This window comes from Betaproteobacteria bacterium, from assembly GCA_016720925.1.
Taxonomy (GTDB): Bacteria; Pseudomonadota; Gammaproteobacteria; order Burkholderiales; family Usitatibacteraceae; genus UKL13-2.
Genome location: JADKJR010000006.1, coordinates 315848 through 340132 on the forward strand (window position 1 = coordinate 315848; position 24285 = coordinate 340132).

Genomic DNA, 24285 nt, shown 5'->3' on the forward strand with positions numbered 1-24285 from the left:
TTGCGCCGGGCAGGGGCTCAATTTTACGTGGCGAAACTTGGGCCAATCTACTGCATTGGATTGGCGCTCGCCGGGCGCAGAGCATGCTCTGCGAATTCCCCGCCTCTCCCCCGGGACTAAATCCGGGACGACAACCTTGAGGTAGCGCCATGACCCCGCTTGCGGATCGGAACGGCCACAAGGTTTCGCCACCCAATGTGCAACGCGTAGAATGGCGATCTTCAAGACATCTGCTATTTCCGCTTCATGAGCAACACGCCCAATCTTGCGGTCACCGTCGCCTGGCTTAGTTTCGCGATTGCTTTCGTACTCGGCGCCATTTCCGCGCGCACACAGTTCTGCACGCTTGGCGCCGTCTCGGACATCGTCAACATGGGTGACTTTTCGCGCATGCGGATGTGGGTGCTGGGCATGGCGGTGGCGATTGTCGGCGCGCAGGCGCTCTACGCGTTCGGTTTGATAGATCTGTCCAAAGCGTTTTACGTCCGGCCGAATGTGACGTGGCTTTCCTACCTTGTCGGCGGCCTGCTATTCGGTATCGGCATGACATTGTCCAGCGGCTGCGGCAGCCGCACGCTGGTGCGCATCGGCGGGGGAAACGTCAAATCGCTGGTGGTGTTCGTGTTCCTTGGCATATCGGCCTACATGACGATGAAGGGCCTGTTCGGCGTATGGCGGGTCAACTATCTGGATGTGGTTAATGTCGATCTGGCACCGCAAGGCATCGGCACGCAGGAATTCGGGGCGCTGGTGGGTTCCATGATGGGAGTCAGCAAGAAATCCGCGCAAATCGCCATCGCGGCAATAGTCGCGGCGCCGATGCTCGTATTCGTATTGGCGGGAACGGAATTCCGCAGAAGTCTCGATGGCTGGCTGGGCGGATTGGGCTATGGCCTTGCCGTGGTGGCGGGCTGGTACGTCAGTGCGCACATCGGCTTTGGTGAGAACCCCGACACACTGGAAATGGTGTTCTTCGGCACCAACAGCCGGACGGCGGAATCACTGACCTTTGTCGCGCCGACCGCGTATAGCCTTGAATTGCTGATGCTCTGGAGCGACAAATCGCTGATCGTGACCTTCGGTATCGCCTCAATCGCCGGCATGATTGCTGGCTCGCTGGCCTATGCCTTGATCACCAAACGGTTTCGCTGGGAGGGCTTTGCGAATATCGACGATACCCGCAAGCATATTCTGGGCGCTACGCTGATGGGATTTGGCGGCGTTACCGCAATGGGCTGCACGATCGGACAAGGCATGACCGGGCTTTCCACGCTCGCCGTGGGCTCATTTCTGGCCTTGGCGGCAATTGTTTTCGGCTGCTGGGCAACACTCAAATATGAGTACTGGAGACTGATGCAGGAGGGCTGATCCGTTGCGCAAGGCGATTCTTGGGTTGACCGGAATTTGATGGAAAGTTATAATTGCGAGCTTTGTGGGGGCGGGGGAGAAAGGGGGGGCGCCCCCCGCCCCCCCCCCCCCCCCCCAAAACCCGGCAATGTTGGGTCGTTAGCTCAGTTGGTAGAGCAGCGGACTTTTAATCCGTTGGTCGCAGGTTCGAATCCCGCACGGCCTACCAGTTTCAAACAAAGGGCTGCCATTGGCAGCCCTTTGTATTAGATAATGTCCTTCTGTTTTGGGTCGTTAGCTCAGTTGGGTGAATCAGGGGTTTCGCGTTCCACGGAACGCGCCTGATGAACCGGAAAGCCATGCAGGGCTTTCCGTGGAAGAGCAGCGGACTTGTTGCCGAGCCTGCAGTGTTAGAGAATCAAAAAAACGTGGGTCGTTAGCTCAGTTGGTAGAGCAGCGGACTCTTAATCCGTAGGTCGAGTGTTCGAGCCACTCACGGCCCACCAAAACTTTAAAGCACTTAGGCCTGTCTGATGACGGGCCTTTTTGCTTTTTGGGGCGTCGGCATTGGGTTGGCGCTTTGCTTACCGGAAGGCTAACAAAACTAACTTCCAAATTGCAGTTCCCACAGGTCGGTGTTTGCAAACCACACAAGGTTCGGCACAACGACGTAAACTGTACGTTGCGCACGCATTTTCGGGCTTGTACCAAGTACCATTTCACTCCAGTTTGCGAAAGGAATTTCATATGACCGGCTACTACGAACTAAAGAAGTCTGGTGCCTCTGGATACGTGTTCAATCTCAAGGCGGGTAATCATGAAGTAATCCTGACGAGCGAGACTTATGGCTCTAAAGAAGCGGCGAAAGGTGGGATTGCTTCAGTGCAGACCAATTCGCCGAAGGATGAGCGGTATGAAAAAAAGACTGCGAAAGATGACAGTCCATATTTCGTTTTGACGGCAACCAATGGACAGACGATAGGCAAGAGTGAGATGTACAGCAGTGTGGCTGCAAGGGACAACGGCATCGCGTCAGTGAAATCCAATGGTCCTACACCGACAATCAAGGAAGTCTAATAGTCCCTCACGCCCCACCAAAGCTTTGAAACACTTAGGCCTGTCTCCGGACGGGCCTTTTGTTGGTTTTTTGCGGCTAATTGATGAAGCCACGTCGCACCTGAATGTGCGTTCCCGGCCGCTATCAGTTTTTCTGAGCATGGGCCGGACCAAAGAAACGCGTAGCCGTCGTGCCATTGCTAGTGATTTGTACGATGTTCCTGCGCGGCCCAGATTACCCAGCAATGCGCGAGTGCGACGACCCAGCCAAAACCGTGCTAATGCGTTGGTTTGGAATGCCAATGCAGTTCGAAAACCGGGTACCCGTCGTCGCGCGCAGTTGGGTAATTTCGTTCGCGCAACAACACACGTGGTATCCCCAGCGCAATCAATCGCAGATCGCCATTTGGCGCGCCTTCCAGGCAAATAATGCCGGGAAATGCGCGCCAGTGCTGGAGTTTGGCTACAGTTTCGAGGGGGATAGACAGCTGAAGAATTAGCCCGGTGACGCAGCCCACCATCCGGGCCGCATTTGAAAGAAAGCGCGTCCTAGCCTTTTTTTCCGGCGACCGCGCCGGCTTTATTTTTCGCCTCTTGCCGGCTGAGTTCTTCCTTGGTCAGTTTCACCTTTTTCACTTTTTCGATTTTGACTTTTCCACCTTCACTTTTTCTTTCTTTACCTTCTCTTTCTTCACGACGGGCCCTGCCAACGCTAGCTTCGCCTCCTTCTTCGCTTTCTTTTCGGCCCCGTCGAGGAGTTTTTTGTTTTTTTGATTTTGCCTTCTGGCCTTCAACATTTTTGCGTGACTCAATTTAACCTCCGGTTGATGAACGATTGAATTCCGTTGTAGTTTGATCCGATTTTGCGTTCTTGGCTAACTGTTGTTGCACGGCCCAGATTGCGCATGGTTACGCGGTCACGGGTAAGCCGTCGTCTGCATCTTTGCGGCGTGCTCCAGGTCTTTGCCGATGCGCGGCCGCTAGTAAATCTTGGGGACGAACCGCTGGCTCGACATCTTCGGGCGCTTGTAGCCGATGTCGGCCTGCCGCGGCGGCACTTCGATCTCGACCGGGGTGATGTGTTCGTAGGGAATCTGGTTAAGCAGATGGGAAATGCAGTTGAGGCGGGCCTTTTTCTTGTCGTCGGCTTCCACCACGTTCCAGCGCGCTTTGGGTTTGTCGGTCGCGGCAAACATCACGTCCTTCGCCTTGGAATACTCGATCCAGTGTTTGCGTGATTCCATGTCCATCGGGCTGAGCTTCCAGCGCTTGCTGGGATTGCGGATGCGTTCCTGGAAGCGCTTCTCCTGTTCTTCATCGTTTACCGAGAACCAGTATTTGATTAGGTAGATGCCGGAACGAATCAGCATTTCCTCGAACAGCGGGCAGGATCGCAGGAACTCCTGGTATTCAGCCTCGGTGCAAAAACCCATCACATGTTCGACGCCAGCGCGGTTATACCAACTGCGGTCGAATAGCACGATTTCGCCGGCGGCCGGCAGGTGCGGAACGTAGCGCTGGAAATACCACTGGCCGCGCTCGCGTTCGGTCGGTGTGCCCAGCGCGACAATGCGGCATACCCGCGGGTTGAGGCTCTCCGTGATGCGCTTGATCACACCGCCTTTGCCCGCGGCATCGCGGCCCTCGAAGATCACCGCGACACGCAGGCCGTGCCCGCGAACCCATTCCTGCAGCTTGATGAGTTCCATCTGCAGGTGCGCGAGCTCCTCGACGTACTTGTATTTCTTGCCAGGCCTGCGCGGCTTGGAGCGGCCGGTCGATTTCCACGCTTTCTCGATGGCTTCCGCTTCTTTCGCATCCGCGAGAAGCTCGCCGCCTTTCGTTTTCTGGGACTTCCTTATCTTGGCCGTATTTGCCATCTTCGTCATTCCTGTCTCCTGTAGATCTCGTCTATGAAAAAGGATACACCACCCGGGCAAATTCGACGCTTGCCGCGCGGCCCGCATGACCTGGCGCCGCGCTTGCGTGGTTCCGTATTTGTAACTTTATTGGCTTGGTTTCGGTTGATTGACATATCGCAGCGGCGGGAAATTGTGTCAGGATCAATGTCTCAGGACGAATCCCTTGAATTCGTTTCTGGTAAAGGAGTCAGAAAATGGTCATACCTGAAATCGCACAAAAATCGCCATATCCCGTCGCCGTTGAAGCGGGGAAAAGTTATTGGTGGTGTGCTTGCGGCAAGAGCAAGAGCCAGCCGTTCTGCGATGGCTCGCATAAGGGAAGCGAATTCAATCCAATCGAGCACAAGGCGGCGGCGAGTGGCACGGTCTACTTCTGCGGCTGCAAGAACAGCAAGAACGGAGCGCTTTGCGACGGTAGCCACAAGAGCCTGTAACACAACACGCGCGAAGCGAGGAGCTCGCCGGCGCCTGAGTGCGAGTGCCTGGTGTCCCGATCAGGTAATCGATCGACAAACTCTCACCTGCCCACGGGTTTTTCCGTGTCCGAGTAGTTGCGCGGACAGGGAGTGCACTTGGCCTCGCAAACGGTGCAGGCCAAATTGACTTTGGCGGATCCACCCGCCAATTGTTAAACATTGAAAAACGTGCGCTATCCCACACCCCTATTCCGCCGGGGAGCTCAATATTTGCGCATCACCACTAACCACCCGGCGATCATGAAAACCACCGACAAGAATCTGCAAACCAAAGTTGATGCACTGGACTGCCTGCTTGCAGAACCCTGTCCGGAGGACGCGGGCTGGTTCGATCAGGTACTGACGGCACTTGAACTCGTCGCCGAATATGCACTCAATCCCGGCGTGCCGGTGAAAGCGTTGTCGCGGGTCGCGTAGCGTTTTGGAGGGATCGAGGATTGAAGGGGCACGCACTAGCAATTGCCCCCGAGGCCACTTTCATAGAGACATAACGCATAGAACGCCATTTGGCGAGGGCTTCCAGACATTTATGGCTGAGAATCCGCACCAGTGCTTGAGTTTGATGTTTATTTCTTGACAGCACAGCGCCGCTTCGTGGATGTGCGCCCAAGCGCGTTGTCTCGCGCCTTCGCGCAAGGTCGCACAACCACGCCTGATGCCAAAACGATGCCTGTTGATCCAAGTCAGATTATCGTAATGCATTGGTGGTAAATTAATCCCGTCGAATAAATCACGGGAGAACCATCATGGCAGGCAAAGGCGAACAATTCAGCGAATTACAACGCAAGAACATGGAAGCCGCCATGCGTATGGCGCAGCTTTCGATGGATAATTCCCGGCGCATCATGGCGCTGCAAACCGAGCTGGCCAAGGAAATGTTTCAAAGTGGCGTGGAAAACGCCAAGGCGCAGACCAGCGCGCACGATCCGCAGGCGATGATGCAGTTGCGCACAAAGTACGCGCAGGAAACGACCCAGCGCATGGTGGAAGCCGCGCAACAGATTGCCGAGATCAGTAACGCCGCGCGAGCCGAGTTTTCCCGGCTGGTCACCGAGCAATTGGCGTCTGGCAGTCAGGACATGAACGAATCCATGCAGACTTTCATGAAGAATCTGCCTGGCCAAACACCAAACATGATGGAATCTTTCCAGCAGGCGATCGCTTCCGCCAACGCGGCTTTTGAGCAGATTTCAAAGGCATCGACCGCCGCCATGGGTAACGTCAACGAGACAGTCAAAGCGACAGTCAAAGCGAGTCAAGAAGCCCGCGAGCGGCGCAAAACGCAAGTAAGCACGCGGGCCCGTCAGCGCATCACCCGCCGAATGGCGGGGCGCTGCCGCGAACGCCAAATTGGCATGGCACGCCACATTCGTTGATCCACCGTCCTTCGCAAACATTTGATTGAGATAGGCCATGGGACTTTCGTGATCGCGTGCCGAAAATCGGTGGCGCGGGTCAAATTCGCGTCGGCGGAATCGTTTTTCGTATCACGCGCTGATAGACATCGGCGGCCTCCTGCAGCATTCGCAGGCGCATCGTCTCGTTCCGGATAGCGTGACTCTCGGGGGAAACTTTTCCCCACCACACAACGCCTTCCATATCCCGGCAGCAATCCGTGTCGCAATACGAGCCCATTGGTTGCGCCGTGAACTTGACGACAAATCCACCGGTCTGTGCCGTGTGCGCTCTAAGATTGATTTCCCACATCCCAACCGTGTGCATGCTTGTTTATCGGCACGAACATCGAAAACCAAAGTCGCCATTCACAGCACCCAATCAAACACCGGCGGGTGATCCAGTTTCAGGCCGCGAGGAAATTGAAAACAGGTTACCGGTCACCGCGCACAACGGGACTATCTTGCACGCAAAGAAAAATCCAATGGGTGCGCGGGCCTTCCGGCACGAATCAAGAACAGAAGTTTTTTACTGCGCCAGAATCCACTGCACCAGATTCTTGATCTCCTTTGCATCCTTTGACTCGATCACTTTGTGATCTTCTTCCGTTCCGTCCTCGAATTTCACCCTCGGTCCTTTGGTGATGCTGTCGGTCACCTTGGCTTCGCCGTCAGCCTTGCCTTTATATTTCGCCGCAGTCTTCTGGTATGACGAGCCTTTTTTCGCCTTGTCGATCGCGTGGCACTTCATGCAACCGCTTTTCTTGGCGAGAGCCTGCGCGGCATTGGCGTCTACGGCAGCATGCACAGGGACGGCGCAGAGTACAGTGGCTGAACCTGCAAAAATCAGACTGGCGATCAACTTCAGTTTCATGCTCTATCTCCTTCAATTGAATGGGTACGGCTGACACGAATTGACATTAAAAACGTACCGCGCAGGCGAGATTGTGATCAGGATCAAACAATGTAAAGATAGGCAAATCACGTTTGATCCACATCAACTGCTGACCCGCACGCGCGGATGGATGGCGGTACGCGGCACCAGGTAATCGGGGTTGCGCGCAATGGGCCGGAGAGTGAAGGATTTGACGGATTTGATGCGCTTCGCGGAGCGATCGATGGCGCCAGTGTGCCGAAACCGCGCGGTACTGTGCTCCATTTCACGCCGTGGCATTCACTTTCTGCCCCAGGCTGGACGAAGGGCTTGGAAGCGCGGGAAGGGCGGCGACCAGGGACATCGCACCGTTTGCCTGTACATCGAGCGCTTTTCTCAAGACGGCGATACCGACTGCCTGGTCGGTGCGTGCTACCGACATGTTTATCGCCAGTCTTGCGATTTTGCCAACGTCCATCGGGCCCTCATCCTTGTTTTGCGTAGCGTGCAAGACGTATATCGGCAATGGCGGCCCGCTCTTAAGGGGAAACGATTGTGTCAGTGCGAAATAACTTGCTTGGGAGCCGCCACAAATGCGGGACCGGCATCCTTACGGCATCCACAAGTACTGGGGCTCGGCCCCGATTTTCATTCTGCCGATTTCGTCAGGCCATTGGCCGCGAGATATGTACCCAGCATCTTGTCCGATTGGTCAATGTGGTGCCATAGCCAGTCTTGCAGGAAAGCGATGGTATCCATGGTGAAAGCACCTGCGCCCGACCCGAAAATCTTCTGCAATTTGAGGGCAGTTGAGACTAATTTCCTGTGCTCCTCGATATGGGCGACCGATTCCGGATACCCGTGCTTGTTCATGAGCCCTTCTTCGGTTTCAAAATGAAACGCGGTGTATTCGATCACGCGGCGGAGAACTTTTTCCATAGTCTCCATTGCATCGCCGGCGACAATATGGTCGTGCAATCCGTTGATCAATTGCACCAGTTGCATGTGCTGGGCATCAATTTCGTCGATTCCAACCGCCAGCTGGTCACTCCAGGATAATCGCGAAATTTCAGGCTCCTCTCATGCGCCACAAAGCACCAGTAAAATTGCCCGCTTCAGCCGATGGCAATGAATTTACGCAAGCCGCCAGAATGCGGCTGCGATATTTTCTCACTTTTCCTTTTTTTGGTCAGAGGATATTTTGCAAGCCGTGTTCATTGGGGGCAAATCCGGCCCGCGCCGCGATAGGCGTGGTTTGCAGCCTCACTGCTTTTTCCAAGATAGCGCAGATGGCTTCCGCAGCCGTTCCGGCAATCGGAAGCACCGAAACCCGGGACCACAATCGTGCCAGTCACTTGTTGATTGAGTGCGCATTCACCTTTGCCGGAGCACGTCACACGCGCGACTGTGACCCCGGGCGCCGCCAGTAGCCAGTCGATGTGCCAGTGGAACGCCTTCTCCTTGCGCAGGTGCCTCGCAATTCGCGTTTCTATGTTGCGTTTGGCGCTGCCAGTGTAGACATAACTGCCAGCAGGAAACTGGAAATGGCCAAGGCACCCAACGCGTATCCGAATCGACCGCTTGACATCAATGTGGAGCTGGTAGGAAATTGTTGGTGTCATGGCGCATCCGGGAGCGGTCGTACTCCGTCGTTTATCCACCGCCACTTACCGCTGCCGGCGACCTTTGCCGTATTCACCGCCGCGTTTCCGACACCTGCAGAAACGCCGCACGCGGCGATCAGCCTTGCGAAAACCCGCAGGCACCCGGACCGCCTGGCATGCCGCAACCTTGGCATGGGGTGGGTGTTTCGTTGAAGGTCGTCGAGGAGGCCGCCGTCACGGCGGCGAACGTGGACAGCTTCTTTTGCAAAGCGGTGCTGCCGCATTGGGGGCACGCCGGGGCGGGTGTGGACGACCGCATCAATTTCTCGAATTCCTTGTTACAGTCGCGGCATTGATATTCATAGATCGGCATTTCAATATTTCCGTATTTTCGTGGAGAAAACGCACTGCACCGCAAATTATATGACGCTTGCGCAATCATCAGTCTATTTATGGCGCGGCGATGTTACGATTGTACGATTGCGTTGAATTGACGGCCCAAACGAATCAATACTCACAGGCAAAATGTGCAGATAGTCCGTGGCGTGTTTTTTGCCTCACTTTTTCTTGGCGGATGCGCGCATCAGGCGCAAGTGGAGGCGACCAAGATTGATCCGGTTCATTTGTTTGAACGGAGCTATTTGCTTGGCACGCGTAGCCGGGTGGCGGTCGGCGACGCAATAGTCAAGGTCAAGGACTATTATGTCGAGCGCATCGAGCACTCGGCCGTCCGGCCGACGCACGCGATAACCATCGCCAGAGATTCCATTCCAACAATGAGATTCGCCGCGAATCGCACCTATCCCATCCTGGCGCGATTCGAAATGGATGGCGTGTCCCATTTCGTTGTGCCGGACCCGCTTTCAAGGGGTATTGCCGCGATTGTCCGTCCCGATGGAATTATTCTCCAGCGAGCCGCGGGAGTGGTGGGCAATGCTGTTTCCGGGCTCGCCTGGTTTGACAGTACCGTCTCGCCGTCCGACGCGCGCATGCTGCAAGACGTTGAAGACCGTGTGCTGAAGGCGAGGGGTTACGTAAACTATGAGTTGATCTACAACGGCGCGTCTGGGGGCCACCTGCACATGACATATCGAGAGTTCACTGCGGAAAGCACTGCGCGTACGGCGCGTTTCCAGCGCATGGACTATGACGCCAATGCAGAAATTGTCACGTTCCGAAAACTGAAGATACGTATTCATGCCGCAACCAGCGAGAATATCGACTTTACGGTCGTCGAAGAAGGCTAGAGTCGTGGCACAGGCCATGGTCGTGCCTCGGAACTTATCCCAATACATTTTTCGAACAGTAGCTGGATTTACATTTGCCCCGGTTTCGCTAAGCATCATGCTCACGTCACGCTTCTTCAAATGAACAGGAAAAACCACGGAGGTCACCATGCATTTTTTTACCAAAGTTTCCACACTCGCATTCATGATGGCATGTACCACTCCTGCCGTCGCCCAGTTGAATCTCCCATTTGGAAGCCAGAAGGAAGTCGACAAGCTTTCCAAGGTCGACATTTCCAAGGTGGTCCTGTTCGCGACCGGCGACATCAACAAGTGCCGCAGCGAACACAAGAAAAAGGAGCCGAAAGTCTCCGGAAAGCTGGTTGCGCGTTTCACGGTGGACCCTTCAGGGAAGACGTCCAACATCAACATTGTCAGCACTGAATTCAAGGGGTCGACCTTCGCCAAGTGTCTGACCGGCCTGATCGGTGATTGGTCGTTTCCGAAGAGCAAGCAAAAAAGTGCGCCTTACGATCTGCCGCAGACTTTTTGACGAAATTGTCCGCGCTGACGGGGATTGCCGGAACGTTTCTCTGCCGGTTGGCCGACGCGATTGCCTGCCCCGCAAACTGTTTCCCGCCCAAGACTTGCAGTCGCTGGATAGTCCTCCTCAATCCTCGTTCGAAAAAGGAGGAAGTGCTTTGCGGCGACATTGAACTGTCGCGCGACACCCAATTTCAACAAACCCCTAACCGCCGCCGCGCTGTGTTGCCCGGTCTACCTTTTCCTGAAGAGTTTTCGCAGCGATATCGTTGCCTGCCCGAACGCTGATCTCCACGCGCAGCAGGGTGATACTTAGTTCGCCCACGTGATATGGCATTTCGCTCGTCAGGGCGAAATGCAGAACCGCATCTTCGGTGGTCAGCAACAGGCCGGAATTGTCCTCGCTCACGGAATTGCCGAAAGCCTGTACCAGCGTTCTGCGGAATTCCAGCGGCGTGCTGTTCATCCGTCGAACGCGGCTGGCACTCCATGGGAAGGGGCCATCAGCCATCAGCCACCGGCAATCGGCGGCCATACAGCGAGGGTGTCACCATCCTGCAAACAGGTGCCCGCGCGACCTTCCTGCGGGATATAAACGCCATTTACCAGGACAAGATGAGTCATTTTTGCGGGCAACGCGAATGGCGCGAGCGCTGCGTCAATGGTGGTGCTGTCAGCCAGATCGACCTCCACCCGATTGTTCCTCGTTCCCGGCGGAAGATAATCGGTGAGTGTCGCGTAGAGCTTGATCGAGACTCGCATTGTCTAGCTATTTGGCCGCTGGCAGGCGATAAAGGCCTCGGCGAATCGGGTCGGTGTTTGCAGCAGTCTCTGTTTCCACGCGCCAAGTCGCGATTTGCCCTGAATCAGGCCGCGTAGCGCGCCGACGTGTTCTGTCAATCCGATGGAAGTCGCGCCAATGAGCACGTCGTCCTGGAATTGCAGGCTGATGTAGCGGCCGTTGGCTTCGTCCACCTTCTCCACGCCATCGCCACCATCGACGCCTTGCCACTCACCGAAAGAGGACGAAATCATGCCGAGCGAGTCGAGCACATTGATCGCCAGCACGCCCTTCATCCTGGCAGCCTGCCCGGCCATGTTGAGCGCGGCGAAGCGCGCCTGATCGGCCGCGTTGGGCTGGATGGCGGCCACCAGGTGACGGCCGCTGAAAAGGTCGGGAGCCTCGGCCACATCACCCGCGGCATAAACGCCGGGAACCGACGTCTGCATGGTGTCGTCAACCAGAATTCCCTTTGCAACGTGCACTTTCGTTCCTTCCAGAAAGCTCACATTGGGCGCAACACCGGCTGCGACAATCACCAGGTCGCACGCAACCTTCTCGGCGTTGGTAAGTGTCACGGTTAATGGTGCGTTGGCATCCTTCGCGCCTCTGCTGATGCGTTCGACGCCGGCTTTGGTCACCACCCGCACACCTTGTTTCTCGACCCATCGCTTGATCATGCCACCGGCTTCGGGCGTCATCATGCGCGGCACCATGCGGTCGCCCATTTCGACCACTGTCAGTTTTACCCCGCGCTTCACTAGCGATTCCATGATGATGCAGCCGATGAAACCTGCGCCGAGCTGCAGCACGCGCGAACCAGGTTTGGCCAATACGGCAATGGCGCGCGCATCGGCAAGCGTCCAGCAGGTCTGCACTTCCGGCAGATCGATGCCGGGTATCGGTGGCCGCACCGGGTGTGAGCCGGTGGAGATCAGCAGGCGATCGAAATTCTCAAAGTGACCGTCATCGAACAGCACCGTGCGTTTTTCGGTGTTGACCGAAACCGCCATGCCGCGCCGTTGGCTGATGCGCAGGCGTTCAAAGTGTCCGGGCGACTTGCGCAGATATGTTCCGGCTTCATCGATATTGCCTTCGAGCAGATAAGGAATGGCCATTCGCGAATACGGTGGCGCATCTTCGTTGCCGACCAGCAAGATCTCATCTTGCGGTGCGGCGCTGCGCAGGGTTTCAGCGGCCACTACACCGGCCGGGCCGTTGCCGAGAATGATGTGTTTCATTGATTTCCTCGTTGGAGAGAAAAGATGCGCGTGAACGGAAGTGTTCACCACGCCAGATTCGCAGCGTCATCTCCTCGCTACATTTCCGTTCGCCCTGAGCTGTCGAAGGGCTGAGCAGGCTGACATCAGCCCATACAGTGCTTCGACAGGCTCAGCACGAACGGAGAATCCTGGAAATTGGTCTCCCGCGCTTTATTCCGCCGATCGCTTACAGACCAAGCCGCTTCAGCGTTTCCTTCTCCGGCACACCACCCGCTGACCAGCCGCGGACCTTGTAGTACTCCGGTCGCATTTTTTCGATGCCGCTGACCAATCCTTTGGCGGGTCCGGTCTTGGCAGGCTCGTTTTTCAGGCGCGGCGGCAAATCGTCGTCTTTTGCGGTCATGCCGGCGGCGAGATTGAACTGCCGCTCCATGTTCCAGATGCGCTCGCCGACCAGATTCAATTTCTCCATCGACCAGTCACCTTCGCACGCCGCCTGAATCTGCGGTTGCACATCCGCGAGCGTCCACGCAAAACTGGTGAACACGCAAATACCGGCGGAATCAAATACGCCGGTCGCGTCCTGGAATGCCTTGACCAGATCTGCTTTGCCTTCGGTAACCAGCGGATCGGTCTTGACCGGAATGCCGAGCACTTCGGACGCCACGGTGTAGCCGCGCAGATGGCAGGCGCCGCGATTCGATGTGGCGTAAGCGAGTCCCATGCCCTGAATACCACGCGAGTCATAGGCCGGGAATTCCTGGCCCTTGACGCTCATCGACAGTTCCGGCTTGCCATACTTGGCGCACATGCGCGCGCTGCCCAGTCCAAGCTCCTTGCCGAAGCCTTCGCCTTTGGCCGTCATCTCCACCAGCTTGCACAACGCCTCGGCTGAACCGAATTTTGCGTCGAGCCCAATCTGCTCCTTGGTGAGAATGCCGAGGTCCTGCAGTTCCATCGCCGCACCGACTGTGGCACCAAAGGAAATCGGATCCATGCCGTGTTCGTTGCACAACAGGTTGGCGTATTGCAGTGCTTCAAGATCACCGACGCCATTGGCCGCACCCAGCGCCCACGCGGCTTCATATTCGAGGCCACCGGATGCACCCCAGTATTGCGGGCTGTTCTTGACCGAGAAATGCGTTTCATCCATTTTCGAAATACGGCCGCAAGCGATGGTGCAACCGAAGCACGCTGCATTGGTTACGAGATGCGCCTTGCCATCGGTGGGACGTTTTTCGTGCATGGCTTCGCCGGAAATTTTGCCGGCACTTTCGAACTGCACGTCGCGGTGATTGCGCGTCGGCAGCGCGCCCATTTCGTTGATCACGTTCATCAGCACCTGCGTGCCGTACTTCGGCAAGCCCTGGCCGGTGACGGCATTGTCCGCGAGTACCTTCTTGCCCGCATTGGCAGCTTTCATGAACGCCGGGAAATCCTTGATGCCGGAAAAGCCCTTGGTGCCGCGGATCGCCACGGCCTTCAGGTTCTTTGAGCCCATCACCGCGCCGACGCCGGAGCGTCCTGCCGCCCGATGCAGGTCGTTGACGATGCAGGCGTACATGACTTTGTTTTCACCGGCGCCGCCGATCGACGACACGCGGATTAGCGGATCCTGATGGCTGGATTTGATCGTCTCTTCGGTTTGCCAGCAAGTCTTGCCCCACAGGTGTGCGGCATCGCGCAGTTCGGCCTTGTCGTTCTCGACGTAGAGGTAAACCGGCTTCGGTGATTTGCCTTCAAAGATAATCATGTCCCAGCCGGCGAATTTCATTTCCGCGCCGAAGTAGCCGCCGGAGTTGGAGCAGGCAATCGCATTGGTCAGCGCGCCTTTGGTGGTGACGGTGTATCGGCCGCCGGTTGATGCCATGGTACCGGTCAACGGGCCGGTGGCCATGATCATCTTGTTTTCCGGAGAAAGTGGATCAACCTTCGGGTCGATTTCCGAAACCAGATATTTTGCGGAGAGACCGCGCGAGCCGAGGTACTCATCGGCCCACTTCATGTTCAGCGGTTCGGGCTTGCAGGTGCCAGCGGTCAGGTTTACACGCAGGACTTTTCGGTTCCATCCCATGGTCAAGGCTCCTAAGCGGCTACAGCAGGGGTATTGGTGTTGGCTTTGGCGGCCCAGGCGCGCATGCGATCGATCCCGGTCCAGTCAGAGTCAACGTAGGTAATCGCGGCCGTCGGGCACGCCTCGACGCATTTGGGGTCGCCACCGCACAGGTCGCACTTCTGCACCTTGCCGGTTTCGGCGACGTAATTGACGGTACCAAAGGGGCAGGCAATGGTGCATACCTTGCAGCCAACGCAGGTTGCCTCATTGACCACCTTGGCGCCCGTGACATGGTCCATCGTGATCGCATCGACCGGGCACGCTTTCAGGCACCACGCATCGGCGCATTGCGTGCAGGTGTAGGGCACCTTGCGGCCTTCGTGTTCAAAGTCGAAGACCTTGATGCGCGATTTGGACGGATTGAACGTGCCGGTGTGCTCGTAGGAACAAGCCATCTCGCACTGCAGGCATCCGGTACATTTGGCGGGATCAATGTGAAGCGACTTCTGCATGGTGCTTCCTCCAGGAAATAGTGGGTGTCGCTGGGGATTGCGCGGAAAATTTGCGCAGGAATGCATGATAAGACAAACGTTTCAGCTTGTCATGCTGCGGCGCGCCAGCCGAATGTGCGCGAAAAAAACGGGCGAAAGTACGTGTCCGTACCTTGCCCTCAAAGCTGAACGACACTGACTATTGTTCGGGCGAAGACGAGGTACTCGCCGGGGGCGCAAGGTATCGCGAGAAATGCTGCTTTATTGTCGTAAGGCGATTCAAATTGCCGCCATGCAGGCGTCACGCGTGGAGCATTCCTACGCTTCTATTGCGCCCGGCGGCTGGTTGAAACGCCAGCACTGGCGCAGCTTTACAGCCATTTTACGCCTGAATACCGCACCAGTGCTGGAGTCTCTCTAATTCGCCGCTCCTTCGCGCACGATTCGGCGGCGCTGTGAAAAGATCACCAGCCCCAACAGCAGGAATGCCGGCAGCGCAAACCACTCCTTGTCCGGCTGCGGGTTTCGCACCTCGATGCCGAGCAGGCGGTTCTTGTTGCCGATATCGAGACGCGCCCTTTCGGCTTTGCTGTCGACGCCGATGTCGACGATCTCCAGCTTGCCGTCCCTGGGCGCGGTATCGAGCTCCAGCCCGACGCGCTTCAGGCGCCCTTCATCCGAACCCTTGGTCACCGGCAGCACAAACGTGCGCTGCTCGATTTCCACTTTTCCGGTCTTGTCCTTTTCCTCGACCTCGATGCGCAAGCGCATGTTCTGGTCGGGTTTCAGCTTGCTGATTTCCGCCTGCAGTTGCGACAGCGGGGCCACGCGATATGGCGCATAAAACCAGTCGCGGTAGATGTCCGGGCGAAACAACGAAAACGTGACCAGGACCAGGGCGACGGCTTCCCACGCACGGTTGCGCGTCAGGAAAAAGCCCTGCGTCACCGCGGCAAAAACGAAACAGGCGGTAATTGCCGTCACCACGACCCACACGAAGTGCGGCCACGACGTGATGCCGATCATCAGCAATTCGGTATTGAAGATGAACATGAAGGGCAGGATGGCCGTGCGAATCTCATAGATGAATCCCTGGATGCCGGTCTCCAGTGGGTCCGCGCCCGACAGCCCGGCGGCGGCGTAGGCGGCAAGCGCAACCGGCGGCGTGGCGTCGGCCATGATGCCGAAGTAGAAGACGAAGAGATGCACGGCAATCAGCGGCACTTCCAGCCCGTGTGATGCCGCGAGCGAAACAATCACCGGCGCAAGCAACGTCGCGACGACGATGTAATTGGCGGTCGTCGGCAGTCCCATGCCGAGGATCAGCGATAACAGTGCAGTCAGCAACAGCACCACCATCAATGAGCCGAATGACAATTCTTCGACGACATTGGCCAACACCTGTCCGATGCCGGTGAGGCTGACGGTGCCGACGATAATCCCGGCGACGGAAGTCGCGATGGCAATGCCGATCATGTTGCGTCCGCCCAATTCCAGGCTCTGGTAAAAATCCAGGAACCCATGCCGGGCAGCACCGGCAAGCGATCGCTTGCGGAAAAACGCGATCATTGGCCGTTGCGTGACCAGCATCAGCGCCATAAAGGTGCAGGCGTAGAACGCGGCGAGGCCGGGCGATTGCTCCATCACCATCAGGCACCACACCAGGATGAACAGGGGCAGGATGTAAAACAATCCGGCCAGCAGGGTCGGCATGGTCGCCGGCAATTCGGTCATCGAATCCGGGTCCAGTTCGTCGGTCACGTTGTCCGGCCAGCGCACGGAATACCACACCAGCCCCACATAGATGATCGCAATCATCGCACCCACCACCAGGCTGGATGCTTCACCAAACACGGCGGGAATCCATTCAGTCAGCGCAAGCGAGACCTTCACGATGATCAGCGTGCCGGCAATCGCCCCCGCCCAGCCGAGCAGGCGGCCCTTCAGTGGCGAGATGCGCCGCGGCAGCCCGACCATGCCCGCCTTGCAGGCCTCCAGGTGCACGATATACAGCAACGAGAGATAAGCGAGTATGGCCGGCAGGAATGCATGCTTGACGATTTCGCTGTAAGGGATGTTGACGTACTCCACCATCAGGAACGCAGCCGCGCCCATCACCGGCGGCATGATCTGGCCATTGCTTGACGAGGAAACCTCGATGGCGCCGGCCTTCACGGCGGAATAACCTACTCGCTTCATCAGCATGATCGTGACATTGCCGCCGGTAAGAACGTTGGCGACCGACGAGCCGGAGATCATGCCGTTCAATCCGGACGACAGCACGGCTGCCTTGGCCGGCCCGCCGCGCATGTGCCCCATCAGCGCGAACGCCACGCGGGTCAGGTAATTTCCTGCGCCGGCCTTGTCCAACATCGCGCCGAACAGGACATAGAGGAACACGAAGCTGGTCGATACCCCCAGCGCCACGCCGAAAACGCCTTCGGTGGTGATCCATTGGTGCGAAGCCGCGCGCGACAGCGAAGCGCCTTTGTGCGCAATCATGTCCGGCATGTACTGGCCGGCGAACATGTACACCAGGAACACAATACCCATGATCATCATCGGCTTGCCGAGGCAGCGGCGCGTCGCCTCCAGCAACATGACCACGCCCACGCACGCAACGCCGATGTCCAGCGTGGTCGGGCTGCCTTGGCGGGTGGAAAGTTCGGCGTGAAAGACAAACAGGTAACTTGTGCAAAACGCGGCGGCGAAGGCGAACAACCAGTCATAGGCCGGTACGTAGCTGCGCGGGCTCTTCTTCCACATGGGATAGGCGAGATACACCAGGAAGATGGCAAAACTCAGGTGAATGGAACGCGCCATGGTGTCGTTGAACATCACGAACTTCTGCAAGGCCGGTACGGCCGCCGACACCCAGAACGGCACCGGCGACGATATCCACAGCTGGAACAGCGACCACGCCACCGCGAGATAAACGATCAGTTGCCGGGTGAAGCCCTCAGGCGCGCGCGCGCCGGATTCGGCAGCGATGACTTTTTCGATCAGTGCCTGGCCTTCCGGTGCCGGGGCATCCGGTGCCGACGGCGATGATGTGATTTTGTTGTTGCTCATGCACTCCCCCGTGTTTCACAATGCATCTCGCCTCTCGCGGGCAAGGTCACCATTCGCGCAACGCCTGACGGCGCAATGACGAAGGGCGCCACGGCGCCCCTCGTATCTTCGGCACTGTCGCCGATGCGTTTATTTCATCAAGCCTTTTTCCTTGAAGTACTTCATTGCGCCGGGATGGAACGGCACGGTATTGCCTTCAAGCATCTGTTCCTTGGTGATGTTCGCCACCGCGGGATGCAGTTTCCTGAAGTCGTCGAAGTTGTCGAATACGGCCTTGGTGATGATGTATGCCGTCTGTTCCGGCAAATCCGCGCTGGCCACGATGGTCGCGAGCACACCAAACGTCGGCTGCGGATTGTCGGTGCCCTTGTACATCTTGCCCGGGACATTGGCCTTGGCGTAGAACGGATTGTCTTTCACCAGTTTGTCCACACCAGGCCCCGTGATCGAGGCGATGTTGGTTGAGCAGGAGGTGGCGGCTTCCTGGAAGATCGCGTTGGGATGGCCGGCCACAAAGGTGAAGGCGTCGATCTTGTTGTCGCACAGTGCCGGGGCCATTTCAACAAACTTCAGTTCACCTGCAAACTTGAGGTCCTCTTTCTTGATCCCCATCGCGCCCATCACCAATTCGGTGGTGGCGCGGGTGCCGGAACCCGGATCGCCGATGTTGATGCGCTTGCCCTTGATGTCGCTGAAGGTCTTGATATTCGCGTCCTGGCGCGCGACCAGCGTAACCAGCTCCGGATAGACCGAGAACAAGGCGCGCAGTTTCGGCTGTGGTTTGTCCTTGAAGGCGCCCGCGCCGGTCATGGCGTAATACTGGGTATCGCTTTGCGCGAACCCGATATCCATGTCGCCGGACATGACGGCATTGATATTGAACACCGAACCGCCCGTGGATTCGACCGTGCAACGCAGGCCGTGGTCCTTGCGGCCGGCATTGACGAAGCGGCAGATCGCACCGCCAAGCGGGTAGTACACCCCGACGATACCGCCGGTACCGACGGTAACGAATTTAGATTGCTGCGCGACAGCCGGGGCGCTGACGCCCATCGTGCCGCCCGCCACCAGTGCAGCGGCGACCAATACCTTGAACTTGAGTTGAATACGTGATTTCACTTGCATAGCGCCCTCCAGGCAATGATTGTCTTGTGTGATGCAACGCCTAGGTTAGCACGCAAGCACTGGATGGATGGCGGGAAAATTCCGTACATGATCGGCTGGAAACATCCTATCCATGCGGTTCTTGAAGGGACATGCCCGGAAAGCCGCGCCAGTGCTGGAGTTTAGGCGGGCACGATGGCTGTGATGCCGTTGCACAGGCGTGAACCTTGTAACCGTTGGCCGCAATCAACGTGCGGTATGGCACGCCTAAGTGCGGTACTTCGCCTCCAGCATCGCGAAAACGGCACGCAATGCCTGCGCCTCGCCACCTTCCGGTCGGCCGGGCTTGGCCTTCGGCGTCCAGGCGAAAAGATCGATGTGAATCCACGGCTGGCCCGATGGCACGAAGTGTTCAAGGAATAGTGCTGCGGTCACAGCGCCGGCCTGCGGGCCGCTGGTGTTGACGATGTCGCCGATATTGCTCTTGATCATGTCGTTGTAGTTTTGCCAAAGCGGCATGCGCCACAGCGGATCATGCGTTTGGATGCTGGCCTCATTCAATGCGGCGAACAATGCGTTGTTGTTCACAAACGTTGCCGGCAGTTCCGGGCCAAGTGCGACACGGGCGGCACCGGTGAGTGTGGCGAAGTCGATGATGATTTCCGGCGCCGATTCGGCGGCATACGAGAGCGCATCCGACAACACGACGCGGCCCTCGGCATCGGTATTGCCGATTTCGATATTGAGTCCATTGCGGGTTGTGACTACCTCGCCAGGGCGATAGGCGTTGCCGGCGATGGCGTTTTCCACGGCGGGTATCAGCATGTGCAGTCGAATCGGCAGATTCATGTCCATGATCAGGCGCGCCAGCCCGAGCGCGTGCGCGCCGCCGCCCATGTCTTTTTTCATGTTGCGCATGCCTTCCGCGCCCTTGATGTCGAGGCCGCCTGTATCGAAGCAGACACCTTTGCCGACGATGGCGATGCGCGGATGTTTTTCGTTGCCCCAGATGAGTTCGATCAAGCGCGGCGGACGATGGCTGGCACGGCCCACCGCGTGAATCGCCGGAAAGTTATGCGTCAACAGCTCGTCACCGACCCACTCGCAAAATGTCGCGCCGAATTCACTTGCCAATCCCTTCGCGATATCAGCCAGATGCTGCGGCCCCATGTCTTCCGTCGGCGTATTGACCAGATCACGGATGAGCGTCGTCGCCGCCAATATCTTCTGCGCGCGCGTCACATCATCGCCGGCAGTGATCACCAGGTTCGCCGCCGCGCGTGGCGCCTTCTTGTACCGCGTGAACTGATAGCTGCCGAGTCCCCAACTCAAGGCGGCGGCGTCGCGGTCAAGCGTATCGTGATGGGTGGCGATGGTGTAATCGCCAGCGGGCAGGGCGAGCGGCAGATGCGAGAGCGCATACACGTCACCAGCATCCTTGATGCCCACCAGCACCTGTGCAATGCTGCCATCGTCCGCCGGTACCAGCGCATATGTGTGCGGCTTCGCATGAAACGCGGTTGCGCCGAGCCATGTCCTGGTGCGCGCATCAGCATGCGCGACGTAGGCATCGAAATTGCCACTGCGGATGACGACAATGGGTATGGCCTTCGCGGCCAACGAAAGGTCGATAACGATTGCCATAGGGGCTTTCTAGTAAATAATGCCGACCAGCGCGCCGCAGGAAAGTGTCGCCAGCGTACCGGCGATCAGACTCTTGTAGCCCATGTCGATGATGTCATCGCGCCGCTCCGGGCAGATGCTGCCGAGGCCGCCGATGATGATACCGATCGAGGCGAAGTTGGCGAAACCGCACAGGGCGTAAATCATGATGACGCGGCTGCGTTCCGTCATCACGCCCGGGCCCATTTTGGCAAGATCCAGGAACGCGATGAACTCATTGAGGACCGTCTTGGTACCCATCAGCGCGCCCGCGGTCTGCGCCTCGGCCCATGGAATGCCGATCAGCCACACCACCGGCGCCATGAACCAGCCGAGGATGCCCTGCAGCGTCGGCGCCTCGCCCTTTGCGAACGGCAGACCGAGGATCATGTTGGTGAGCGCGATCAGCGCCGTCAGCACGATCAGCATGGCGGCGACGTTAATGTAGCTGGCGACGCCGTCGACGGTGCCCTGCGTCACCGCATCCATCACGCTGCTCGATGGCTTGTCGGCGGTGATATCTCCATCGGTGACCGGTCCTTCATGAGGCACCATCAGTGCCGAGACCGCCACGGCGGCCGGCGCACTGATGAAAGAGACAATCAGCACATGACCAATCGCATCCGGCACCACCGGGGCGAGGATGATGCCGTACAACACCATGACGGTGCCGGCAATGCCCGCCATGCCGCCCGCCATGGTGATGAACAACTCGCCGCGCGAGAGCTTGGCCAGATACGGTTTGATGAACATCGGCGCTTCCACGGTGCCGAGGAAAATATTGGCGGCCGTTGAAACGCCGACCGCACCGCCGACGCCGATGGTCTTTTTCAAGAGCCAGGAAAATGCATTGACGATCATCGGCAGGATGCGCAAATAGAACAGCAGCGACGACAGCGCCGATACGACAATGATTAGTGGCAACGCGTTGGTCATCAGGATGAAAGGACTCCGGCCGTCCTCGATTTTGAACGGGGCATCCGCGCCGCCCAGATAGCCGAATACGAACTTGGTGCCTTCGCGCGTGGCGGCAGCGACACCATTCAGTGCGTCGTTCAGCAGCATCGACATTTCCTTGAACCACGGAAATTTGAACAGCAGCACAAACATCACGACCTGCAGGATCATCGCGCCAAACACGGTGCGCCAGTTAATGACGTGGCGCTTTTCCGAAATGGCCCAGGCGAAGACGAATAACAGGATGAAGCCCATTAGGCTCTGCAGGGCGAGTGGCATGGATGGATACTCCAGGGCGGATGCAAGGGGGAAAGGCGGAATCATACCGGGGAAAGGAAGCGCGCGATATGCGCCCTGCCGCGCGTCGCTTGCGGCCGCAGGCTCGGCGTATGAAGCCGGAGGCTCGGCGTAAAATAGGCCGCTTCGTTAATCTCTTTTTTGGAAAGTTGCCACCATGAAGCGCGTTTTATCGTTGCTGCTATTTTCTGCCGCCATTTTTGTGGGCGGGTGCGCCACGCCGGGTCGCGATATTCCGCCTGCAAAAGCAACGTCCGCGACGGTGGATGTGAAACTCATCGCCTTCAATGATTTTCATGGCAACCTGAAGACACCGAATCTGCGCGTACCGGTGCCCGACGCGACCCAATCGATCGGCTTTCGCCTTGAGCCCGCTGGCGGCATTGAGCAATTTTCGGCGCTGGTTCGCTTGCTAAAGGGAAAAAACTCAAATCACGTCGTCGTGTCCGCGGGCGACATGGTTGGCGCGACGCCCCTGCTCTCTGCGTTTTTCCGTGACGAGCCGACGATCGAAGCCATGAATCTGGTCGGTGTCGATATTCACGCTGTGGGAAATCATGAATTTGACTACGGTGCAAAACACCTGAAACGTCTGCGTGCGGGAGGCTGTGCCGAAAACAAGGAAGGCAAACCCGATTGTGGAGGACGCGAACCTTACGCAGGTTCCCGGTTCCCGTTTCTTGCCGCCAACGTCGTGGAAAACGCCACCGGCCAGACGCTGTTTCCCGCTTATGTGGTCAAGGAATTTGACGGGGTAAAAGTCGCGTTCATCGGCTTGACGCTGCATGGAACACCAGCGATTGTGCGGCCGGGCGGCACGACAGGGCTCGCCTTCAACGGAGAAGCAGAAACCGTCAATAAGCTGGTGCCGGAGATCCAGGCCAAAGGCGTTGCGGCGATCGTGGTCGTCATGCACGAAGGCGGGGTGCAAGGCGCCGGTGGCGGCATCAACGAATGCAAGGATTTTAGCGGCAAGGGCAAAGATGTCGCCGAGAAATTCAGCGCGGCCGTGGACGTGGTGCTCAGTGCGCACACGCACCGCTTTTATGTTTGCGATGTCGGCGGCAAACTCATGACGAGTGCCGGCAGCTACGGTACGTTGGTGACGGAAGTTGATCTGAGAATAGATCGTGCGACGGGAAAGATCGTCAGCAAGAAAGCGCAAAACCTCGTCGTCGATCCGAAAGGGCCGAAGGATGTTGCGTTGACGGCCCTGGTGGAAAAATATTCACGCCTGGCCGAGCCGCTGGAAAATCGTGTCGTCGCGAAAGTGAATCGCGAGATCACGCTGGTGGCGAATCCGTCAGGCGAATCCACCATGGGCAATTTGATCGCCGACGCGCACCTGTTTTCCGCCGCCGCGCCGGACAAGGGCGGCGCGGTAATCGCCTTTAATAATCCGGGCAGCCTGCGCTCCACCATCATCCCGGCGCCGGATGGCAGCGTGAAGTACGGCGAGCTATTCAAGACCCAGCCATTCCAGAATGATTTGATCAGCATGAATCTCACCGGCAAACAATTGAAGGCGTTGCTCGAACAGCAATTCAATGGTGATCGCGCACGCCTCATGGGTGTTTCCAGCGGTTTCAGCTACACGTGGGATGCCGCCAAACCGCGCGGCGAGAAAGTGATCGCCGCATCCATGAAGCTGAATGGAATGCCTGTCAGCCCGGAACTTCAGTATCGGGTTGTGGCAAATAGTTTTATCGCGGGCGGAAGCGAAGGGATGACGGTTTTTCAGGAAGGCACCGAGCGACAAGTCGGGGTACTTGATCTTGAAGCGCTCGTCGCGTTTCTCGGTGCGAACTCTCCGTATTCGCCACCACCACTGGGAAGGATTTCAAAACTCAACTGACGCGACGTGCAACGCAACTTGCCCTGTCTTTTGCATGATCGCTTTTCCAGCCAGGGACCAATCTGTTGCATGTACGCAACACATTCATGCCGGGGTTCCTGTCATTTTCAGGAAACATACTTAAGACAAGAATTGCAATTCAAATCGGAAGTCCCTGTTGATATTGGGATTGTTTCCCGAGTACGTCTCGTAACCTGACTGTTTGGTTCACTAATTGACTTGAATCCGTCATAATCGCCCGCTACAAAGCTAGTTGTGAACCAAGCACCTGTATTCCTGTCCTCGGCTGTTTTTTTGAATCGATCTGGAAAAGAAATTCAGGTGGTTTTCCAAATCGCACTCACC

The 24285-nt window shown here is 57.4% G+C and carries 27 protein-coding genes and 2 tRNA genes; 12 read left to right on the forward strand and 17 right to left on the reverse strand.

The features are described 5' to 3' along the window. Window positions 1-246: 246 nt before the first annotated feature. From IPP88_11620 to IPP88_11640, 5 genes are all read left to right on the forward strand, one after another. Window positions 247-1368 carry a YeeE/YedE family protein gene (locus IPP88_11620; GenBank protein MBL0123340.1) on the forward strand — a complete coding sequence of 374 codons (1122 nt, stop codon included), beginning with the start codon at window positions 247-249 and terminating at the stop codon, window positions 1366-1368. A 132-nt stretch (window positions 1369-1500) separates the two neighbouring features. Further along, a tRNA-Lys gene (locus IPP88_11625) sits at window positions 1501-1576 on the forward strand. A 201-nt stretch (window positions 1577-1777) separates the two neighbouring features. Continuing rightward, window positions 1778-1853 (forward strand) — tRNA-Lys (locus tag IPP88_11630). A gap of 241 nt (window positions 1854-2094) precedes the next feature. Further along, window positions 2095-2424: a YegP family protein gene (locus tag IPP88_11635; GenBank protein MBL0123341.1), complete on the forward strand. Its 330-nt coding sequence runs from the start codon at window positions 2095-2097 to the stop codon at window positions 2422-2424. Window positions 2425-2907: 483 nt separating this feature from the next. Further along, window positions 2908-3177, forward strand: coding sequence for a hypothetical protein (locus IPP88_11640; protein MBL0123342.1), 270 nt, complete (start codon window positions 2908-2910; stop codon window positions 3175-3177). A gap of 206 nt (window positions 3178-3383) precedes the next feature. Here IPP88_11640 and ppk2 read toward each other — a convergent pair whose 3' ends face one another. Next, window positions 3384-4292 carry a polyphosphate kinase 2 gene (ppk2, locus tag IPP88_11645; GenBank protein MBL0123343.1) on the reverse strand — a complete coding sequence of 303 codons (909 nt, stop codon included), beginning with the start codon at window positions 4290-4292 and terminating at the stop codon, window positions 3384-3386. A 227-nt stretch (window positions 4293-4519) separates the two neighbouring features. Here ppk2 and IPP88_11650 point away from each other — a divergent pair, with 227 nt between their 5' ends. The 3 genes from IPP88_11650 (at window position 4520) to IPP88_11660 (ending at window position 6177) form a co-directional block, all read left to right on the forward strand. Beyond that, entirely contained in the window at window positions 4520-4759 is a 240-nt protein-coding gene (locus IPP88_11650; protein MBL0123344.1) for a CDGSH iron-sulfur domain-containing protein, read from the forward strand. Between the two features lie 282 nt (window positions 4760-5041). Then, the gene (locus IPP88_11655; GenBank protein ID MBL0123345.1) at window positions 5042-5218 is read left to right on the forward strand and encodes a hypothetical protein; all 177 of its coding nucleotides are present in this window, start codon (window positions 5042-5044) and stop codon (window positions 5216-5218) included. 329 nt (window positions 5219-5547) lie between these two features. After that, on the forward strand, window positions 5548-6177 hold the full coding sequence (locus tag IPP88_11660) for a phasin family protein (GenBank protein MBL0123346.1): 630 nt from the start codon (window positions 5548-5550) through the stop codon (window positions 6175-6177). A gap of 79 nt (window positions 6178-6256) precedes the next feature. Here IPP88_11660 and IPP88_11665 read toward each other — a convergent pair whose 3' ends face one another. From IPP88_11665 to IPP88_11695, 7 genes are all read right to left on the reverse strand, one after another. After that, complete coding sequence (locus IPP88_11665) at window positions 6257-6523, reverse strand: hypothetical protein (protein MBL0123347.1); 267 nt, start codon at window positions 6521-6523, stop codon at window positions 6257-6259. 201 nt (window positions 6524-6724) lie between these two features. Further along, window positions 6725-7069 (reverse strand): c-type cytochrome, encoded by a 345-nt coding sequence (locus tag IPP88_11670; GenBank protein ID MBL0123348.1) that lies wholly within the window; start codon window positions 7067-7069, stop codon window positions 6725-6727. 123 nt (window positions 7070-7192) lie between these two features. Then, on the reverse strand, window positions 7193-7354 hold the full coding sequence (locus IPP88_11675) for a hypothetical protein (protein MBL0123349.1): 162 nt from the start codon (window positions 7352-7354) through the stop codon (window positions 7193-7195). 1 nt (window position 7355) lies between these two features. After that, window positions 7356-7547, reverse strand: a complete 192-nt coding sequence (locus tag IPP88_11680) for a YjfB family protein (GenBank protein ID MBL0123350.1) — start codon at window positions 7545-7547, stop codon at window positions 7356-7358. Between the two features lie 170 nt (window positions 7548-7717). Beyond that, window positions 7718-8137, reverse strand: coding sequence for a hemerythrin family protein (locus IPP88_11685; protein ID MBL0123351.1), 420 nt, complete (start codon window positions 8135-8137; stop codon window positions 7718-7720). A gap of 146 nt (window positions 8138-8283) precedes the next feature. Further along, window positions 8284-8691, reverse strand: coding sequence for a GIY-YIG nuclease family protein (locus IPP88_11690; GenBank protein MBL0123352.1), 408 nt, complete (start codon window positions 8689-8691; stop codon window positions 8284-8286). Window positions 8692-8809: 118 nt separating this feature from the next. Next, window positions 8810-9046, reverse strand: a complete 237-nt coding sequence (locus tag IPP88_11695) for a zinc ribbon domain-containing protein (GenBank protein MBL0123353.1) — start codon at window positions 9044-9046, stop codon at window positions 8810-8812. Window positions 9047-9200: 154 nt separating this feature from the next. Between IPP88_11695 and IPP88_11700 the strand changes: the two genes are divergently transcribed. Both IPP88_11700 and IPP88_11705 read left to right on the forward strand, forming a co-directional pair. Beyond that, window positions 9201-9920: a hypothetical protein gene (locus IPP88_11700; protein ID MBL0123354.1), complete on the forward strand. Its 720-nt coding sequence runs from the start codon at window positions 9201-9203 to the stop codon at window positions 9918-9920. 148 nt (window positions 9921-10068) lie between these two features. Next, a complete protein-coding gene (locus IPP88_11705) occupies window positions 10069-10452 on the forward strand; it encodes an AgmX/PglI C-terminal domain-containing protein (GenBank protein ID MBL0123355.1) in 384 nt (127 codons plus the stop codon). Between the two features lie 195 nt (window positions 10453-10647). On the opposite strand, the gene IPP88_11710 is transcribed toward IPP88_11705, so the two are convergent. The 5 genes from IPP88_11710 to IPP88_11730 form a co-directional block, all read right to left on the reverse strand. Continuing rightward, entirely contained in the window at window positions 10648-10908 is a 261-nt protein-coding gene (locus IPP88_11710) for a hypothetical protein (protein MBL0123356.1), read from the reverse strand. 44 nt (window positions 10909-10952) lie between these two features. Further along, complete coding sequence (locus IPP88_11715; GenBank protein MBL0123357.1) at window positions 10953-11204, reverse strand: MoaD/ThiS family protein; 252 nt, start codon at window positions 11202-11204, stop codon at window positions 10953-10955. 3 nt (window positions 11205-11207) lie between these two features. After that, complete coding sequence (locus IPP88_11720; GenBank protein ID MBL0123358.1) at window positions 11208-12464, reverse strand: NAD(P)/FAD-dependent oxidoreductase; 1257 nt, start codon at window positions 12462-12464, stop codon at window positions 11208-11210. 208 nt (window positions 12465-12672) lie between these two features. Further along, window positions 12673-14520 carry an aldehyde ferredoxin oxidoreductase family protein gene (locus IPP88_11725; GenBank protein MBL0123359.1) on the reverse strand — a complete coding sequence of 616 codons (1848 nt, stop codon included), beginning with the start codon at window positions 14518-14520 and terminating at the stop codon, window positions 12673-12675. 11 nt (window positions 14521-14531) lie between these two features. Next, window positions 14532-15014 (reverse strand): 4Fe-4S dicluster domain-containing protein, encoded by a 483-nt coding sequence (locus tag IPP88_11730; protein MBL0123360.1) that lies wholly within the window; start codon window positions 15012-15014, stop codon window positions 14532-14534. Between the two features lie 232 nt (window positions 15015-15246). On the opposite strand from IPP88_11730, the gene IPP88_11735 reads away from it, so the two are divergent. After that, entirely contained in the window at window positions 15247-15414 is a 168-nt protein-coding gene (locus tag IPP88_11735) for a hypothetical protein (GenBank protein MBL0123361.1), read from the forward strand. Here the strand turns inward: IPP88_11735 and IPP88_11740 are convergent. The 4 genes from IPP88_11740 to IPP88_11755 form a co-directional block, all read right to left on the reverse strand. Further along, complete coding sequence (locus IPP88_11740) at window positions 15411-18065, reverse strand: TRAP transporter permease (GenBank protein ID MBL0123362.1); 2655 nt, start codon at window positions 18063-18065, stop codon at window positions 15411-15413. The two genes, IPP88_11735 and IPP88_11740, sit on opposite strands and share 4 nt — an antisense overlap. Before the next feature lie 129 nt (window positions 18066-18194). Beyond that, a complete protein-coding gene (locus IPP88_11745; protein MBL0123363.1) occupies window positions 18195-19190 on the reverse strand; it encodes a TAXI family TRAP transporter solute-binding subunit in 996 nt (331 codons plus the stop codon). Between the two features lie 246 nt (window positions 19191-19436). Then, entirely contained in the window at window positions 19437-20813 is a 1377-nt protein-coding gene (locus tag IPP88_11750; GenBank protein ID MBL0123364.1) for a leucyl aminopeptidase family protein, read from the reverse strand. A 9-nt stretch (window positions 20814-20822) separates the two neighbouring features. After that, a complete protein-coding gene (locus tag IPP88_11755; GenBank protein ID MBL0123365.1) occupies window positions 20823-22067 on the reverse strand; it encodes a nucleoside:proton symporter in 1245 nt (414 codons plus the stop codon). A gap of 175 nt (window positions 22068-22242) precedes the next feature. Here IPP88_11755 and IPP88_11760 point away from each other — a divergent pair, with 175 nt between their 5' ends. Further along, window positions 22243-23940, forward strand: a complete 1698-nt coding sequence (locus IPP88_11760) for a bifunctional metallophosphatase/5'-nucleotidase (protein MBL0123366.1) — start codon at window positions 22243-22245, stop codon at window positions 23938-23940. Window positions 23941-24285: the final 345 nt, after the last annotated feature.